The organism is Kitasatospora sp. NPDC088134, assembly GCF_044741705.1.
In the GTDB taxonomy this organism is placed as follows: Bacteria; Actinomycetota; Actinomycetes; order Streptomycetales; family Streptomycetaceae; genus Kitasatospora.
In genome coordinates, this window is record NZ_JBIUTD010000015.1 from 39,364 (window position 1) to 54,961 (window position 15,598).

Below are 15,598 nucleotides of genomic sequence, written 5' to 3' on the forward strand. Positions count from 1 at the left end.
GGCCGGAAACACGCCGGGAACGGGCCGGGGACGGGCCGGGAACGGGCCGTCAGCCGCTCTCCAGCGCGCTCCGCACCGCCCGCGCGACCTCCTCCGCCCGGGCCCGGTCCAGCGGCCGGCCGTCCGGCGAGGTCAGGTAGAAGGCGTCCACCGCCTCCGCGCCGAGGGTGGAGACGTGCGCGGTGCGCACCCGCACGCCCGCCCCGTCCAGAGCCCGGCCGATCCGGTGCAGCAGGCCCGGCGCGTCGTGCGCCCGGACCTCCAGCACGGTCGCCGACCGGGAGGCCGTGCCGGGCGCCACGGCGACCACCGGCGGCGGGGTGCTGATGCCCCGGCGGCGCGGCGCGGCGGCGTCCCGCTCGGCGAGCTTGCGGGCCACGTCCAGCGAGCCGTCCAGGGCGCGCCGCAGGTCGGCCCGGAGCCGGGCGGCGTCCGGCAGGTCGCCGTAGGCCGCGGCGACCGTCCAGGACAGCAGCAGCACCGGCCCGGCCCCGACCGGGTCGAGCTCGCGCAGGCCGGCCTTGCGGACCGTCAGGCGGTGCAGCGCCAGCACCCCGGCCACGGTGCCGAGCAGGCCGGGGCGGTCCGGGACGGCCAGCGTCAGCTCGACGCCCATCGGCTCGCCGCCGCCGGGCTCGGCGGGTTCGGCGTGCGCGCGCAGGGCCAGCGCGGGTTCACCGGTGCGGGCCGCCTCCACGGCCAGCCGCTCCTGGTCGGCGGTGGGGTCGGCGTCGACGGCGGCCGGCGGCGGGGCGTCGCCGGCCAGCCGGGCCGCGGTCCGCGCGACCAGGGTCGCCACCAGCGAGGCCCGCCAGCTCGACCAGGCCGCCGGGCCGGTGGCGGTGGCGTCGGCCTCGGTGAGGGCGTGCAGCAGCTCCAGGTGGGCCTGGGTGCCGACGATCCCGGCGATCAGGTCCGCGGTGGCGGGGTCGTCGGGGTCGCGCCGGGTCGCGGTGTCGACCAGCGTCAGGTGGTGGCGCACCAGCAGCGCCAGGGTGTCGGTGTCCGGCTTGTCGAAGCCCATCCGGACCGCCACGTCGCGGACGATCACCTCGCCGGCCTCCGAGTGGTCCCCCGGCCAGCCCTTGCCGAGGTCGTGCAGCAGGGCGGCGACCAGCAGCAGGTCGGGGCGGGCGGTGCGGCGGGTCATCGCGGCGGCCTTCACCGCGGTCTCGATCAGGTGCCGGTCCACCGTCCAGCGGTGCACCGCGTTGCGCTGCGGCCGGCAGCGGACCCGCTCCCAGTCCGGCAGCATCCGGCTGATCAGCCCCTCGGCCTCCAGCGCCTCCCACACCGGCAGGCAGGCCTCCCCCGCGCCCAGCAGGGTGACCAGCTGCTCGCGGGCCTCGTCCGGCCACGGCACCGGCAGCGGCCCGGTCTCGGCGGCCAGCCGGCGCACCGTGGCGTAGCCGACCGCCAGCCCGGCCTGGGCGGCCGCGGCGGCGGCCCGCAGCGGCAGCACCGGGTCGGCGGCGGGGCGGGCGGCCTGCGCCAGCACCGCCTCGCCGTCCTGCTCCACCACGCCCTCGGCGAGCGGGCGGCGCTCCGGCGCGGCCGGGCCGACGGGGGCCCGCCGGGAGCCGCCGAACGGGAACCGGGCGGCCCGCCGGACGGGGCGGCCGCGGGCGGCCAGCACCCGTTCGACCGAGCGCCAGGTGACGTCGGAGGCGTAGGCGACGGTGCGGGCGGCCCGGTACACCTGCCGCAGCAGGGTGTCGGCGTCGAGCACGCCGAGCCGCTCGGCGACCTGGTCCTGGTCGTGCAGGCCGAGCCGCTCGGTGGCCCGGCCGGTGGTCAGGTGCAGCGCGTCCCGGACGTCGGCGAGGGTGCGGGCGGCCTCCGCCAGGCCGTCCCGGGGGGCGTCGGCGAGCCAGGTGGCGGCGACGGCGTCCAGCGCGACCAGGTCGCGCAGGCCGCCGCGGGCCTCCTTCAGGTCGGGCTCCAGCAGGAAGGACAGCTCGCCGTGCCGCTCGGCCCGGGCCCGGACCAGGGCGTGCAGCTCGGGCAGCCGCTCGGCGGCGGCGGCCCGCCAGTCGCCGAGCACGGCGGAGCGCAGGTCGGCGGTGAGCCGCTCGTCCCCGGCCAGGTGGCGGGCGTCGAGCAGGCCGAGCTGGGCCTTCAGGTCCTCGGCGGCGACCGCGCGGGCCCCGGCGGGGGTGCGGACGGCGTGGTCGAGCGCGACGCCGCTGTCCCAGACGGGGTACCAGATCCGCTCGGCCAGGCCCTCGGCGAGCGGGCCCTCGTGCAGCAGCAGCACGTCCAGGTCGCTGCGCGGGGAGAGCGCGCCGCGCCCGTAGCCGCCGACGGCGACCAGCGCGGTGCGGGCGGGGGCGCCGGCCGCCCGGTACAGGCCGGTCAGCCAGTCGTCGGTGAGCCGGGCCAGCGCGGTGCGGCGCTCGGGGCCGGTGAGCGCCGGGTCGGCCAGCAGGCGGGCGCGTTCGGCCGGGTGTCCGTGGTCGGCGGCGGGGTCGGTGCTCGTCACGTCTGCTGCTCCCGGTGCGTGCTGGTGCCGGCGGGCGTCCCGGCCGGTGGCGGGCCGGACACGCCTTCGGCGGACCTGCCGCGTGGGCAGGTCCGCCAGGAGGTGAATGCTAGGTCGTCGGAGCGGGTGTCAGAGGGCGTCGGGGCCGCGTTCGCCGGTGCGCACCCGGACGGCGGTCTCGACCGGAACGGACCAGACCTTGCCGTCGCCGATCTTGCCGGTGCGGGCGGCCTTGACCACCACGTCGATCAGCTGCTCGGCGTCCTCGTCCTCGGCGAGGAGCTCTATCCGGACCTTCGGCACCAGGTCGACGGTGTACTCGGCGCCCCGGTAGACCTCGGTGTGGCCGCGCTGGCGGCCGTAGCCGCTGGCCTCGGTGACGGTCAGCCCGTGCACCCCGAAGGCCTGCAGGGCCTCCTTGACCTCGTCCAGTCGGTGCGGCTTGATGACGGCGGTGATGAGCTTCATCGGGCCTCGACCTCGGTCTTCTCGGTGCTGGCGGGGACGGCCGCGGGGGCGCTGACGGCGCGGGCCAGGCTGGCCCCGACGGCGGTGAAGTCGTAGGCGGACTCGGCGTGTTCGGCCTGGTCGATGCCGGAGACCTCGACCTCCTCGGAGACCCGGAAGCCGATCGTCTTCTGGATCGCCGTGCCGAGCAGCCAGGACAGCACGAAGGAGTAGACCAGGACCACGACCACGCCCAGCGCCTGCTTGCCGAGCTGGTCGAACCCGCCGCCGTAGAACAGGCCGGACGCGGTCTGGCCGACGTGGCCGGTGGCGAAGAGGCCGATCAGCAGCGAGCCGATGACGCCGCCGACCAGGTGGACGCCGACCACGTCGAGCGAGTCGTCGAAGCCGAACTTGTACTTCAGGCTGATCGCGGCGGCGCAGGCCGCGCCGGCGATCAGGCCGATGGCGATCGAGCCGAGCGGGGAGACCGAGCCGCAGGCGGGGGTGATGGCGACCAGGCCGGCCACCGCGCCGGAGGCGGCGCCGAGCGTGGTGAACGCGCCGTGCTTGATCTTCTCGTAGGCGAGCCAGCCGAGGACGGCGGCGGCGGTGGCGACCTGGGTGTTGACGAAGGCCATGCCCGCGACGCCGTTGGCGGCCAGCGCCGAGCCCGCGTTGAAGCCGAACCAGCCGAACCAGAGCAGGCCGGAGCCGAGCATCACCAGCGGCAGGCTGTGCGGGCGCATCGGGTCCTTCTTGAAGCCGATCCGCTTGCCCAGCACCAGGGCCAGAGCCAGGCCGGCCGCGCCGGCGTTGATGTGCACCGCGGTGCCGCCGGCGAAGTCGATCACGCCGTTGCGGTCGCCGAGCCAGCCGCCGTTGCCGCCGTCGAAGAAGAACACCCAGTGCGCGACCGGGAAGTAGACGATCGTCACCCAGAGCGCCACGAACAGGCTCCAGGCCGCGAACTTCGCCCGGTCCGCGATGGCGCCGCTGATCAGCGCGGGGGTGATGATCGCGAACATCAGCTGGAAGGCCGCGAAGGCGGTGACCGGGATCGTCCCGGTCAGCGCGTTCAGGTCGATGCCGCGCATGCCCAGGTAGTCGAGGTTGCCGATCAGGCCGGCCCCGGCGTCCGGCCCGAAGGCCAGCGTGTAGCCGTACAGGACCCAGAGCACCGTGACGATCGCCAGTGAGATGAAGCTCATCACCAGCATGTTGAGGGTGCTCTTGACCCTGACCATGCCTCCGTAGAAGAAGGCCAGGCCCGGGGTCATCACCATGACCAGGGCCGCACAGATGAACACAAAGGCGGTGTCGCCCGCGCTGAAGCCGTCCGGCATCGGCGTCTCCTCCGAGGTGGAAGCCGCTCCACGCCGGGACACCTGTCCCGTGCCATCCCGGCGTGTCGGCGATGAGAGGAGAGTGCCGAAGACGGGTTTCGGCCGATGCGGCTCGGTGTTTCCCCGGCGTGACGCGGTTGACGCGCCCGTTACGGGCGCGTGAACCACGGCAGGTGACGCGTACTGGACACGGCGTGTTATACGCCGCAGGGCCCGTTCCGGACGGGTCGTCAGACCACCGAGACGAACTCCGGGATGTCCTGAACCACCCGCTCGGCGAGCCGGTCGACGCCGGGGGCGCCGCGGAAGTCCCGGCTGGCGGCCTCGGAGGTCTTCCGGACCCGGGTGTTGAGCCGCTCGGAGCGGACCTTCTTGGCGATGTCCACCGCCTCCTCGCAGTACCGGGCCGCCTCCTCGGGCTCGCTCTGCAGCAGGCGCACCGAGGCCATCCCGACCAGGTTGAACGCGTAGGTGCGGACGTGGTCGTTGTCCTGCCGGAACAGGTCGACCGCCTTGGTGATCAGCGGCTCGGCCGTCCGGGCCATCGCGGCGCCGCGGTCCGAGGTGTACGCCAGGTCGCGGAACGAGTGCCCGTTCTCCGCGCACAGCTCGGCGTGCGAGAAGAAGCGCAGCCACGGCGGCGTCTCGTCGCCGCCCTGGATGTCGCTGAAGGTGTCCTCGGACAGCCGGACGGCGCGGGCGCACCGGTTGACCTCGCCGATGGTGGCGTAGGCGCGGGCCTCCATCGCGTACAGCAGCGACTGCTGGCGGGCGGTGGCGGTGTCCCGGCTGCCGTACTGGGCCAGGTGGATCAGCTCCAGCGCGTCCTCGCCGCGGTTGAGGTGGATCATCTGCCGGCTCATGTCGGTCAGGATCAGCGCGCCGAACGGCCGGTCCCCGGCCTCGCGGGCGGCGTGCAGCGCCAGCACGTAGTACTTCTGGGCGCTCGGGTGCATGCCGACGTCGTAGGACATGAAGCCGGCCAGGTGGGCGAGTTCGGCGGTGATCCGGAACAGCCGCTTGGTGGTCGGCTCCGGGTACGACTCCTGCAGCAGGTCGGTGACCTCGTGCAGCTGGCCGACCACGGCCTTGCGGCGCAGGCCGCCGCCGTTCTGCGCGTCCCACTGCCGGAACATCTCGGTGGTCTGCTCCAGCAGCTGCAGCTCCGGCTCGGACAGCCGCCCGGAGAAGTGCTCGCCGCCGTTGGCCGCCGCCAGGATCGGGGTCGGGGCGCCGTTCGGGCCGGGTGTCAGCCAGCGCTGCATCGGCTCGATCAGCGCCGCGCCGGCCGTCAGGGCCAGCGACGTGCCCAGGAAGCCGCGCCGGTTGAGCATCAGGTCGCTGCGCGAGTACTCGCTGATCGCCTGGACGGTCTGCTGCGGGCTCCACGGCAGGTCGACGCCGCTGCCGACGGTGGTGACCGGCACCACCGCGCGCAGCCCGAGGTCCTCGATCGAGACCACTGAGCCGAAGCGCTCCGAGAACAGCTCCGACATGATCTTCGGGATCGGCTCGCGGGGCTGCTCGCCGTCCAGCCAGCGGCGCACCCGGGAGGTGTCGGTGGAGACGTGGTGGGCGCCGATCTGCCGGGCCCTCCGGTTCACCTGGCGCGCCAGCTCGCCCTTCGACCAGCCGCTGCGCGCGAACCAGGAGCCCAGCTTCTCGTTCGGCTGCTTCTCACCCATGGGACCGTCCCCATCCCGCCCCGCACCCCGGGGCCCCGCTCGCCCTGACCCGTCATCCGCTGAACCCACCGGAGCGCCCGCCGCGTGACCGGCCGACTGCGTTCCGTGTCCCGAACGTAGCGCGCCTCCGCCATCCGGGGGAGCCGGGTCCGGAAAACGCCACCTTTCGCCACCCCCAAGAGTGAACTGTCGGACCGGAACCCGCGCTTCACTGTGAGTCGGCCGCATGACCCCGGCACATGCCGGGGCGGCCGCCCCAGGCCCGGAATGCGAGGAGGCACGCGTGCGGCAACGACGATCCGGCATCCGGGGCGCGGGAGCAAGGCGCCTGCTGGCCCGCGCCACCCGGATCGGTGTGCGCCGGTCCGCGCGCGCCTCCGACGCACTCCGCACCACGCGCCCGACCGGCGACTCAACGTCACCGTCCCGTAACCATCGGCAATCGGAACCTGTTGGGGCAGGCATGGACAAGCTGTTCGGCACCCTGCGGCTCACCCCCCTCGGCGCCCGCCGCCGCACCCGGCCCACCGCGCTCCGCACCGCCGCCGAGTACTCCGGGCAGTGGGGCTGGACGCTCGCCGCCGGCAGCCCGCCCCCGCACGACGGGACGCGCTGCGACTGCGGGGTGCCGCGCTGCGCCGCGCCCAACCTGCACCACCGGGTCGGCCCGGTGATCGCCCCCGGGGCCACCGCCGCCGAGCTGGCCGCCCGATGTCCGGCCGGCGCCCCGCTGCTGCTCCCGACCGGGCACCAGTTCGACGTGCTGGACGTCCCGGCCCGGCCCGGCCTGCAGGCGCTGGTCCGGCTGGAGCGGATGGGCACCCAGGTCGGCCCGGTGCTGGCCTCGCCCGCCGGGCGGCTGCTGCTGTTCGTCGCCCCGGGCACCGCGGAGCGCCTGCCCGACCTGCTCTACCGGATGGGCTGGGACGACGCCTCGCTCGACCTGGCCTGCCACGGCCTGGGCTCCTACCTGGCCGCCCCGCCGACCCCGCTCGGCCCGCTCGGCCCGATGCGCTGGCTGCGCCGCCCCACCGCGGAGAACGCCCCGCCGGAGGCCCGCCTGCTGCTCGGCACCCTCGCCTACGCCTGCCACCGCACCCGGGACCGCGAACTCGCCTGCTGAGCCCCGCCGTTACGACCGGGCCCGGAGAGACGGCGCGGCCCGGAGAGACGGCGCGGCCCGCCCCGGGGCGGGTGCATCTCCCGGGGCGGGCCGTGTCGTACGGGGCGGCGGCTAGCCGAGCAGCGCGTCCACGAACGCCCCGGGCTCGAACGGGGCGAGGTCGTCGGCGCCCTCGCCAAGGCCGATCAGCTTGACCGGGACGCCGAGTTCGCGCTGCACCGAGATCACGATGCCGCCCTTGGCGGTGCCGTCCAGCTTGGTGAGCACGATGCCGGTGATGTCGACCACCTCGGCGAACACCCGGGCCTGGACCAGGCCGTTCTGGCCGGTGGTGGCGTCCAGCACCAGCAGCACCTCGTCGACCGGGCCGTGCTTCTCGACGACCCGCTTGACCTTGCCCAGCTCGTCCATCAGGCCGGTCTTGGTGTGCAGCCGGCCGGCGGTGTCGATCAGGACGGTGTCGACGCCGTCGGCGATGCCCTGCTTGACGGCGTCGAAGGCGACCGACGCCGGGTCGCCGCCCTCGGGGCCGCGGACGGTGTGCGCGCCGACCCGCTCGCCCCAGGTCTGGAGCTGGTCGGCGGCGGCGGCGCGGAAGGTGTCGGCGGCGCCGAGCACCACCTTGCGCCCGTCGGCGACCAGGACCCGGGCCAGCTTGCCGGTGGTGGTGGTCTTGCCGACGCCGTTGACGCCGACCACCAGGACGACGGCCGGGCCGTCCTCGTGCTTGACCGAGTGGACGGTGCGGTCGGTGTCCGGGCCGATCAGCTTCACCAGCTCCTCGCGGAGCAGGCCGCGCAGCTCCTCGGGGGTGCGGGTGCCGAGCACCTTGACCCGGGTGCGCAGGTTCTCGACCAGCTCCTGGGTGGCGCCGACGCCGACATCCGCGACCAGCAGGGTCTCCTCGATCTCCTCCCAGGTGTCGTCGTCGAGCCGGTCCCGGGAGAGCAGCGTGAGCAGGCCCTTGCCGAGGGTGGACTGCGAGCGCGAGAGCCGGGAGCGCAGCCGGACCAGGCGGCCGGCCGTCGGCTCGGGCACCTCCAGCTCGGGCGCGGCCGCCGCCTCGGCGGCGGTGGGCTCCTCGACGGCCTCCTCGACGGTCCCGTCGACGGGCACCGCGGTGGCTCCCGGCTCGGCCGGGGCCGCCTCCGGCTCGACGGTCCACGGGGCCGCCGGGGTCTGCGGAGCCGCGGGCCCGACCTTCTCCGGGGCCTTCGGCGCGGTGACGACCGGGGCCTGCCCGGGCTTGTCCAGCTCTTTGCGTCGTCTGCCGGAAACGACGAGTCCGGTGATCGCGCCGATGGCGACCACCGCGATGACAACGGCAAGGATCACGTATTCCATAACCCGTCCAGTATCACTTAGCGCCTATGTCGTGCTCTGCTGTGTTTCCCGCTGCCCGGGCAGCCGCAGCCGCTGGCTGATCACCTGCGAGATGCCGTCGCCCTTCATGGTGACGCCGTAGAGGGCGTCGGCGGACTCCATGGTGAGCTTCTGGTGGGTGATGACGATCAGTTGGGAGCTCTCCCGGAGCTCCTCCATGATCCCGATCAGCCGGCGCAGGTTGGTCTCGTCGAGGGCGGCCTCGACCTCGTCCATGACGTAGAACGGGCTGGGCCGGGCCTTGAAGATCGACACCAGCAGGGCGACGGCGGTCAGCGAGCGCTCGCCGCCGGAGAGCAGCGAGAGGCGCTTGACCTTCTTGCCGGGCGGGCGGGCCTCGACCTCGACGCCGGTGGTGAGCATGTTCTCCGGGTCGGTGAGGACCAGCCGCCCCTCGCCGCCGGGGAACAGCCGGGAGAAGACGCCCTCGAACTGGGCGGCGGTGTCGTGGTAGGCGGCGGTGAAGAGCTGTTCGACCCGGGTGTCGACGTCCCGGACGATGTCCATCAGGTCGCGGCGGCTCTTGCGCAGGTCGTCCAGCTGCTCGCCGAGGAACCGGTGCCGGGCCTCCAGCGCGGCGAACTCCTCCAGCGCGAGCGGGTTGACCTTGCCGAGCTGCTGGTGGGCGCGCTCGGCGGCCTTGAGCCGCTGCTCCACCTCGGCCCGGACGTACGGGCGGGGCTCGGCGGGTTCGGCCCCGTCCTCGCCGGGTTCGGCGCCGTCCTCGGCGGGCGGGGCGGGGACGGGGCGGTCGGGACCGTACTCGGCGAGCAGGTCGGGGCCGGCCAGGCCGAACTCCTCCAGCGCCCGGGTCTCCAACTGCTCGATCCGGAGCTTCTTCTCGGCCCGCAGCACCTCGTCCCGGTGCCCGGCGTCGACCAGCCGGTCGAGTTCGGCCTTGAGGGTGCGGCCGTGCTCGCGGAACTGTCGCAGTTCGCCCTCGCGGGCGGTGCGGTCGGCCTCGACGGCGGCCCGGTCGGCCTCGGCGCCGACCAGGGCCTCCTCGATCCGGCCGAGCAGGTGCCGGGCGCCGGTGGCGACGGCGGTGGCGACGGCGGACTCCCGGCGGGCCCGTGCGCGGCGTTCGGCGGCCCGGGCCCGGGACTCCCGTTCGGCGCGGGCGGCCCGGTCCAGCTGGTCGGCGCGGCCGGCCAGCGAGCGGACCCGCTCCTCGTGGGTGCGGACGGCGAGCCGGGACTCCGTCTCGGCCTGCCGGGCGTCGGTGGCGGCGGCGGCCAGCCGGTCGCGTTCGGCCGGGTCGGGCTCGTCCTCGCCGCCGTCGGCCGACTCCTCGGCGGCGGCCAGGCGTTCGGCGGCCTCCTCGGCGGCGGCCCGGGCCTCGGCGAGGCCGCTCTCGGCCTTGGCGGCGGCGGTGGCGGTCCGCTCGGCCTCGCCGGCGGCGGCCCGGGCGGCGCCGCCGGAGCGGCCGAGCGCTCCGGCGAGTTCGGCCCGCCGCTGCTCGCCCTGCCGCCGCACGGCGGCCAACTGCTCGACCTCGGCGGCCAGTTCGGTGCGTTGTTCGCGGGCGGCGGCCAGCTGCTCGGCCAACTCGGCGCAGCGGGTGTCGAGTTCTTCGATGCCGCGGGCGGCCTCGGTGACGGCGGCCCGGGTCTCCAGCGGGCTGGGCGCCCCGGCCGAGCCGCCGTGCGCGAGGGCGGCGGAGAGCAGGTCGCCGTCCCGGGTGACGGCCGTCCAGCGCGGGTCGGCGGCGATCAACTCCCGGGCGGCGTCCAGGTCTTCGACCACGGCGACGGATTCCAGGAGTCGCCGCGCGGCGCCCGCGACCCCGGCCGGCCCGCCGACCAGTTCCCCGGCCGGGCGCCCACCGGCGGGCACCCGGTGCACGGCTGCCGCGTCGGCGTCGGCGTCGGTGTCGGTGTCGGCGATCAGCAGCGCGGCCCGCCCGCCGTCCTCGGCGCGCAGCCAGGCCAGTGCGGCAGCGGCCGCGGCCGTGCCGTCGACCGCCACCGCGTCCGCCGCGGCGCCGAGCCCGGCGGCCACCGCCAGCTCGAACCCGGGTTCCACGACGAGGAGTTCGGCGGCGGGACCGTGCACGCCGGGGCGGCCGAGCAGGGCGCCGCTGCCGTCCTTGCGGCGCAGTCCGAGGGCGAGGGCGTCGTGCCGGGCGCCGAGGGCGGCGCGTTCCTTCTCGGCGGCGGTCAGTGCCTCGCGGGCGGCGGACACCGCGCGTTCGGCGGCCTTCAGCGCCTCCCGGGCCCGTTCGTGCCGGGCGTCCAGCTCCTCGTCCCCGGCGGCGGACTCCGCGCCGTGCTCCCGCAGTTGCTCGTACTCGGCCTGGGCGGCCTCGGCCCGCAGCAGCGCCTCGTCGCGGGCGGTGGCGAGGCGTTCGCTCTCGGCCTCGGCGGCGGCGGCCCGGGACTGCGCGGCGGCGGCCCGGCCCTGCAGCCGGGCCAGTCCCTCGCGCCGGTCGGCGATCGCCCGGGCGGCCGCCCGGAGCCGCAACTCCTCGGCGGCGAGGGCGCGTTCGAGTTCGGCGCGGTGCTCGCCGGCCTCGGCGAGGGCGTACCGGGCCTCCTCCAGGGCCGCTTCGAGGGCGGCCTCGTCCTCGCGGACCCGGGCGGCCTCGCGCTCCAGGTCCTCGGGGTCGCGGCCGCGCCGCTCCTCCAGCTGCCCGGCGGTGGCGGCGGCCCGGACCCGGGCCTCGGCGAGTCCGACGGTGCCGCGGGTGCGCTCGGCCAGCGCGGAGAGCCGGTACCAGGTCTGCCGGGCGGCCTCCAGGGCCGGTCCGAGCTGTCCGACCTGGGCCTCCAGGACGGCCTCGCGCTGGATGGCGGCGGCGAGTTCCTGCTCGACGGTGGTGCGGCGGAGCTTGAGCGCCAGCTCGTCGGCGACCTCGGCCTCGACGGCCCGGCGCAGCGTGAGCAGGTCGTCGGCGAGCAGCCGCAGCCGGGCGTCGCGCAGTTCGGCCTGGATGCCGGCGGCCCGCCGGGCGATCTTCGCCTGCCGCCCCAACGGGCCGAGCTGGCGGCGCAGTTCGGCGACCAGGTCCTGGACGCGGTTGAGGTTGGTCTGCATCGCGTCGAGCTTCCGCAGCGCCTTCTCCTTGCGCTTGCGGTGCTTGAGGACGCCGGCTGCCTCCTCGATGAAGGCGCGCCGCCCCATCGGGTCGGCGTGCAGCACGGAGTCGAGCTGGCCCTGGCCGACGATGACGTGCATCTCGCGGCCGATGCCGGAGTCGGAGAGCAGTTCCTGGATGTCGAGCAGCCGGCAGACGGTGCCGTTGAGCGCGTACTCGCTGCCGCCGTTGCGGAACATCGTCCGGGTGATGGTGACTTCGGTGTAGTCGATCGGCAGGGCGCCGTCGGTGTTGTCGATGGTGAGGCTGACCTCGGCGCGGCCGAGCGGGGGGCGCCCGCTGGTGCCGGCGAAGATGACGTCCTCCATCTTGCCGCCGCGCAGCGACTTGGCGCCCTGCTCGCCCATCACCCAGGAGAGCGCGTCGACCACGTTGGACTTGCCGGAGCCGTTCGGGCCGACCACGCAGGTGATGCCGGGTTCGAAGCGCAGGGTGGTCGCGGAGGCGAAGGACTTGAACCCGCGCAGGGTCAGGCTCTTCAGGTGCATCCGCCCGCCTCCTCGCCGTCCGTGTACCGGTGCCGCCCGTCGGCGACTGTATCCGGCCGGGAACGGCGGGCGGGCGCGACGGGCCGGGAACGCGGCGGACGCGGCGGGCCCAGGAGCGGGGCCGGGCACGGCGGGCCCGGGAACGACGAAGGGACGTCCGGCACGGACGTCCCTCGCAAGCTGCCATCCCCTCGCCGGGGAAGCTCAGTGCACCGCGTCGATCACGGGGCCCCCGTCCCGGGGGCGGTGGGCGACGGTCAGGTCAGGGCCGGCTCGCGCTGGTCCAGGTCGATGCTGCTGAGCAGCGAGTGCTCGTCGGCGACGGCAGTCAGGGCGTCGTTCTCGGACTGGAGCTTGGCGAGCTCGTTCTCCAGGTCCAGGACGCGCTGCTGCAGCCGCCGCATCTCGGAGAGCATTCGCGGGTCGGGGCCGCCGACGTACCCGAGAAGCGCCTTTGCCATGATGTGTGGTCCTCCACGCTGAGTGACCGAACCGTGTACGGTGGGTCTTGGGGGAAGGGAAGCGCACGCGTCTGGGCGCCGGACGTGCTGGCTGGGCACTACGAGGGCAGCCGCAGCTGGGAGCGCCTCCGTGACGCGCCCGCACGGCAATGCCCCGCCGGTAAACTCGGACCTGTGCGCGGGTTTCCAGCGTCTCACCAAAGACCGTACGGGTCAACACGATCACCGCACGCTACCGCGCCCCTGTCACCTGCTCGGCGGGGTGGACACACCGGCGGTCGGGGTAGTGGATCACTACGCCTGCGGAGTCAACCACGAGTCTGCCCCGAAGGCAACCGCGTGACACCGGCAGTTGCCGGCGGCTCTCCTCCGACCGGCAACTGCGGTGTGCTCATCGGATCACGAAGCCCTGGTACCCGTCCCCCACGGCGGTCCAGATCTCGGTGACCCCGCTGACCCGACCTGGCGTTCCGGGCCCGCGCAGCGCGGCGAGCAGGCGCTCGCAGTCGACCCGCGAACCCTCGGCGACCACCTGGACCCGGCCGTCCCCGAGGTTGCTCGTGTAACCCGTCAGCCCGATCTCCAGGGCCCTCGCCCTGGTCCACCAGCGGAACCCCACCTGCTGGACGCGCCCGCGCACCCAGATGGTGGCGCGGACCGGGTGGTGGCTGTCGTGACCTTGCATGTGTCCGACCATAGTCGGGCACTTTGGGGGCGCACGGAACGGGCTTCACGCCCCTTCCACCGAGCCTCCCCACCGGCGCGGCGGCGTTCACCCCTTCCCTTCCCGTCGGCGGCGGCGGACGGCGCTCAGCGGCGCGGCTCGGCCAGCAGGTGCAGCGTCCACCCCCGGCCGGCCGGGTCGAGCGGGGCGGTGGCGGCGGTGAACAGTTCGGCGGCCCGCCGGTAGGAGAGCCGGCCGCGGCCGGTCAGCGGGCAGCGGTCGGCGGCGGGCGTGCCGGCCGGGGCCCGGCGGTCGGTGAGGAACAGCGGGCCGGCGGTGCGCCCGGCCACCAGCAGCGGCAGCAGCCGGGCCGCGCCGCCGCGCCAGCGCAGCGGGCGCTCCCCGGCGGCGGCACGGGCCTGACGGTTCGCCAGGTCGAGCGCGTCCACGTCCAGCGCCAGCAGCTGTCCGATCGGGGCGCCGGTCTCCCGTACCAGGTGCCAGAGCACCTTCTCGCGCAGCGGCGCCCGCAGGGCCAGGACGGCCCGCACCCGGTCATCGGCCGGGCCCGGGGCGGGTCCGGCGGGTCCGGCGGCCGACAGGGGGCGCACCCCGGCCGCCGGGTCGGCCGCCAGCCACCCCTGCGCGCACCACCAGCGGGCGGCGGAGCACAGCGCGGCGAGTTCGCGGTTGGCGGTGCGCGGGCCGACCTCGGCGGCGCGGGCCGCGAACGCCCCGGCGACCCGGCCGGGCGCGTCCGGCCCGTCCAGGGCGGCGAGCGGCAGCACCGGCGGGGCGGCCCGGCGGCGCTGCGGCCCGGTGGGCGAGGTGCGGCCGACCAGCAGCCAGGCCCAGGTCCGCAGGGCGATCCGGTAGACCCGGCGGGAGCCCTCCGCGAGCGGGGCGCCGGCCAGGTAACGGTCGACGGCGACGGCGTACTCGACAGGTGTCACTCCCGCAGTAAACCGTCGCCCGGACGAGCCGTCAATCATCGCTTCTACAGCGGTAAATGCACGATTTACTGCGGCACATCCCGACCGCTCGAAAATTGATGCCGATCCGCTCAAGTTTTCCGCCGGAACCCCTTGTCGGCGGCCCCGCCGCCGGGGCAGTCTGCCGGGCATGAAGCCGATCTCGCGGCGGTTCGCCGCCCTGCACGGGCGGGAGTTCCGCCTCTTCTTCACGGGTTACGCCGTCTCCCTGTTCGGGTCCTCGATGGCCTCGGTGGCGGTGGCCTTCGCGGTCCTGGACGGCGGGGGCGGCGGCTCCGGGCTCGGGGTGGTGATGACGGCGCGCATCCTGCCGATCGTGCTGCTGCTGGTGCTCGGCGGGGCGGCCGCGGACCGGCTCGGGGCGCGGCGGGTGATGCTCGGCTCGGACGCGCTGCGCTGCCTGACCCAGGCCGCGATGGCGGCGCTGCTGTTCGCCGGGCAGGGCCGGATCTGGGCGCTGGCGGCGCTGATGGTGCTCTGGGGCCTGGCCGAGGCGGTGTTCATGCCCGCGCTGGACGCACTGCTGCCCCGGCTCGTCCCGGCCGGTGACCTGGCCGACGCCAACGCCCTGCTGGGCATCGCCCGGAACGGCGCCCTGGTGGCCGGGCCGGCCCTGGCGGGCCTGCTCACCGCCGCCGCCGGCCCCGGCTGGGTGCTCGCGGTGGACGCGGCCAGCTACGCGGCGGGCCTGGCCGCGCTGGCCCTGCTGCGCCTGCCGGCGGCCGCCCGCCCGGCCGCCGGGGAGTCACTGGTCACCGAACTGCGGGCCGGCTGGGCCGAGTTCGCCTCCCGGCGCTGGCAGTGGGTGAGCGCCCTGCAGGCCTGCCTGTTCAACCTGCTGGTCTGGGCGCCGTTCCTGGTACTCGGCCCGGTGCTGGCCCGCGAGCGCCTCGGCGGCGCGGGCGGCTGGGGCCTGGTGATGGGCGCCTACGGGGCGGGCGCGGTGCTCGGCGGGCTGCTGCTGCTCGGCCGCCGGCCCCGGCGGCCGCTGCGCACGGCGGTCGCGGTGACCGCGGGCTGGGCGCTGCCCTCGGGGGCGCTGGCGCTCGGCTGGCCGCTGCCCGCCGTGGCGGTGGCGGCGGCCGGGGCGGGCGTCACCTCGGTGGTCTGCGGTTCGCTGTTCGCCGCGCTGACCCAGCGGCACGTCCCGCCGGAGGCGCTGGGCCGGGTCAGCGCGGACGGGACGCTCGGGGCCTTCGCCTTCGGGCCGGTCGGGCTGGCGCTGGCCGGGCCGGTCGGCGACGCGTACGGGGCGGGCACCGTGCTGGGCTGCGGCGCCGCGTTCCAACTGGCGTCCTGCGCGGTGACGCTGGCGGTCCTGGGCCGCCGGGAGCCCGCCGACTCCCCGGAGTCCCCCGGCTCCCCCGCCGAACCGCGCCCGGCCGCGCCCGCCCGGACGGGCTGACCCGCGCGGACCCCGGACGCGGGAC

General features: G+C 75.8%; 11 protein-coding genes. 2 read left to right on the plus strand and 9 right to left on the minus strand.

The window, feature by feature from the left end:
* Nucleotides 1-49: 49 nt before the first annotated feature.
* The 4 genes from ACIOHG_RS22870 to ACIOHG_RS22885 all read right to left on the minus strand — a co-directional run bounded on the left by ACIOHG_RS22870 (nt 50) and on the right by ACIOHG_RS22885 (nt 5,960).
* Complete coding sequence (locus ACIOHG_RS22870; protein ID WP_400953437.1) at nt 50-2,482, minus strand: [protein-PII] uridylyltransferase; 2,433 nt, start codon at nt 2,480-2,482, stop codon at nt 50-52.
* Between the two features lie 129 nt (nt 2,483-2,611).
* Complete coding sequence (locus ACIOHG_RS22875) at nt 2,612-2,950, minus strand: P-II family nitrogen regulator (protein ID WP_400953438.1); 339 nt, start codon at nt 2,948-2,950, stop codon at nt 2,612-2,614.
* Nucleotides 2,947-4,275 (minus strand): ammonium transporter, encoded by a 1,329-nt coding sequence (locus tag ACIOHG_RS22880; protein WP_400953439.1) that lies wholly within the window; start codon nt 4,273-4,275, stop codon nt 2,947-2,949. The genes ACIOHG_RS22875 and ACIOHG_RS22880 overlap by 4 nt, the downstream gene beginning before the upstream one ends.
* A gap of 230 nt (nt 4,276-4,505) precedes the next feature.
* Complete coding sequence (locus ACIOHG_RS22885; RefSeq protein WP_400953440.1) at nt 4,506-5,960, minus strand: hypothetical protein; 1,455 nt, start codon at nt 5,958-5,960, stop codon at nt 4,506-4,508.
* A 463-nt stretch (nt 5,961-6,423) separates the two neighbouring features.
* Here ACIOHG_RS22885 and ACIOHG_RS22890 point away from each other — a divergent pair, with 463 nt between their 5' ends.
* On the plus strand, nt 6,424-7,083 hold the full coding sequence (locus ACIOHG_RS22890) for a bifunctional DNA primase/polymerase (protein ID WP_400953441.1): 660 nt from the start codon (nt 6,424-6,426) through the stop codon (nt 7,081-7,083).
* Between the two features lie 111 nt (nt 7,084-7,194).
* Here ACIOHG_RS22890 and ftsY read toward each other — a convergent pair whose 3' ends face one another.
* The 5 genes from ftsY to ACIOHG_RS22915 form a co-directional block, all read right to left on the minus strand.
* Complete coding sequence (gene ftsY, locus ACIOHG_RS22895; RefSeq protein WP_400953442.1) at nt 7,195-8,427, minus strand: signal recognition particle-docking protein FtsY; 1,233 nt, start codon at nt 8,425-8,427, stop codon at nt 7,195-7,197.
* Between the two features lie 24 nt (nt 8,428-8,451).
* Nucleotides 8,452-12,051 (minus strand): chromosome segregation protein SMC, encoded by a 3,600-nt coding sequence (smc, locus tag ACIOHG_RS22900; protein WP_400953443.1) that lies wholly within the window; start codon nt 12,049-12,051, stop codon nt 8,452-8,454.
* Nucleotides 12,052-12,308: 257 nt separating this feature from the next.
* Nucleotides 12,309-12,512 carry a hypothetical protein gene (locus ACIOHG_RS22905; RefSeq protein WP_400715427.1) on the minus strand — a complete coding sequence of 68 codons (204 nt, stop codon included), beginning with the start codon at nt 12,510-12,512 and terminating at the stop codon, nt 12,309-12,311.
* Between the two features lie 391 nt (nt 12,513-12,903).
* Nucleotides 12,904-13,197, minus strand: a complete 294-nt coding sequence (locus ACIOHG_RS22910; RefSeq protein WP_400953444.1) for an acylphosphatase — start codon at nt 13,195-13,197, stop codon at nt 12,904-12,906.
* Between the two features lie 125 nt (nt 13,198-13,322).
* Entirely contained in the window at nt 13,323-14,129 is an 807-nt protein-coding gene (locus ACIOHG_RS22915) for a hypothetical protein (protein ID WP_400953445.1), read from the minus strand.
* 169 nt (nt 14,130-14,298) lie between these two features.
* Between ACIOHG_RS22915 and ACIOHG_RS22920 the strand changes: the two genes are divergently transcribed.
* On the plus strand, nt 14,299-15,573 hold the full coding sequence (locus ACIOHG_RS22920; RefSeq protein ID WP_400953446.1) for an MFS transporter: 1,275 nt from the start codon (nt 14,299-14,301) through the stop codon (nt 15,571-15,573).
* The last annotated feature ends 25 nt before the right edge of the window (nt 15,574-15,598 follow it).

Excerpts from the sequence above, each read along its gene's own strand:
- ACIOHG_RS22875 (WP_400953438.1), bottom strand. The coding sequence starts at position 2,950 with ATGAAGCTCATCACCGCCGTCATCAAGCCGCACCGACTGGACGAGGTC.
- ACIOHG_RS22910 (WP_400953444.1), bottom strand. The coding sequence starts at position 13,197 with ATGCAAGGTCACGACAGCCACCACCCGGTCCGCGCCACCATCTGGGTG.
- smc (WP_400953443.1), bottom strand. The coding sequence starts at position 12,051 with ATGCACCTGAAGAGCCTGACCCTGCGCGGGTTCAAGTCCTTCGCCTCC.
- ACIOHG_RS22880 (WP_400953439.1), bottom strand. The coding sequence starts at position 4,275 with ATGCCGGACGGCTTCAGCGCGGGCGACACCGCCTTTGTGTTCATCTGT.
- ACIOHG_RS22885 (WP_400953440.1), bottom strand. The coding sequence starts at position 5,960 with ATGGGTGAGAAGCAGCCGAACGAGAAGCTGGGCTCCTGGTTCGCGCGC.
- ACIOHG_RS22905 (WP_400715427.1), bottom strand. The coding sequence starts at position 12,512 with ATGGCAAAGGCGCTTCTCGGGTACGTCGGCGGCCCCGACCCGCGAATG.
- ACIOHG_RS22890 (WP_400953441.1), top strand. The coding sequence starts at position 6,424 with ATGGACAAGCTGTTCGGCACCCTGCGGCTCACCCCCCTCGGCGCCCGC.
- ftsY (WP_400953442.1), bottom strand. The coding sequence starts at position 8,427 with ATGGAATACGTGATCCTTGCCGTTGTCATCGCGGTGGTCGCCATCGGC.
- ACIOHG_RS22920 (WP_400953446.1), top strand. The coding sequence starts at position 14,299 with ATGAAGCCGATCTCGCGGCGGTTCGCCGCCCTGCACGGGCGGGAGTTC.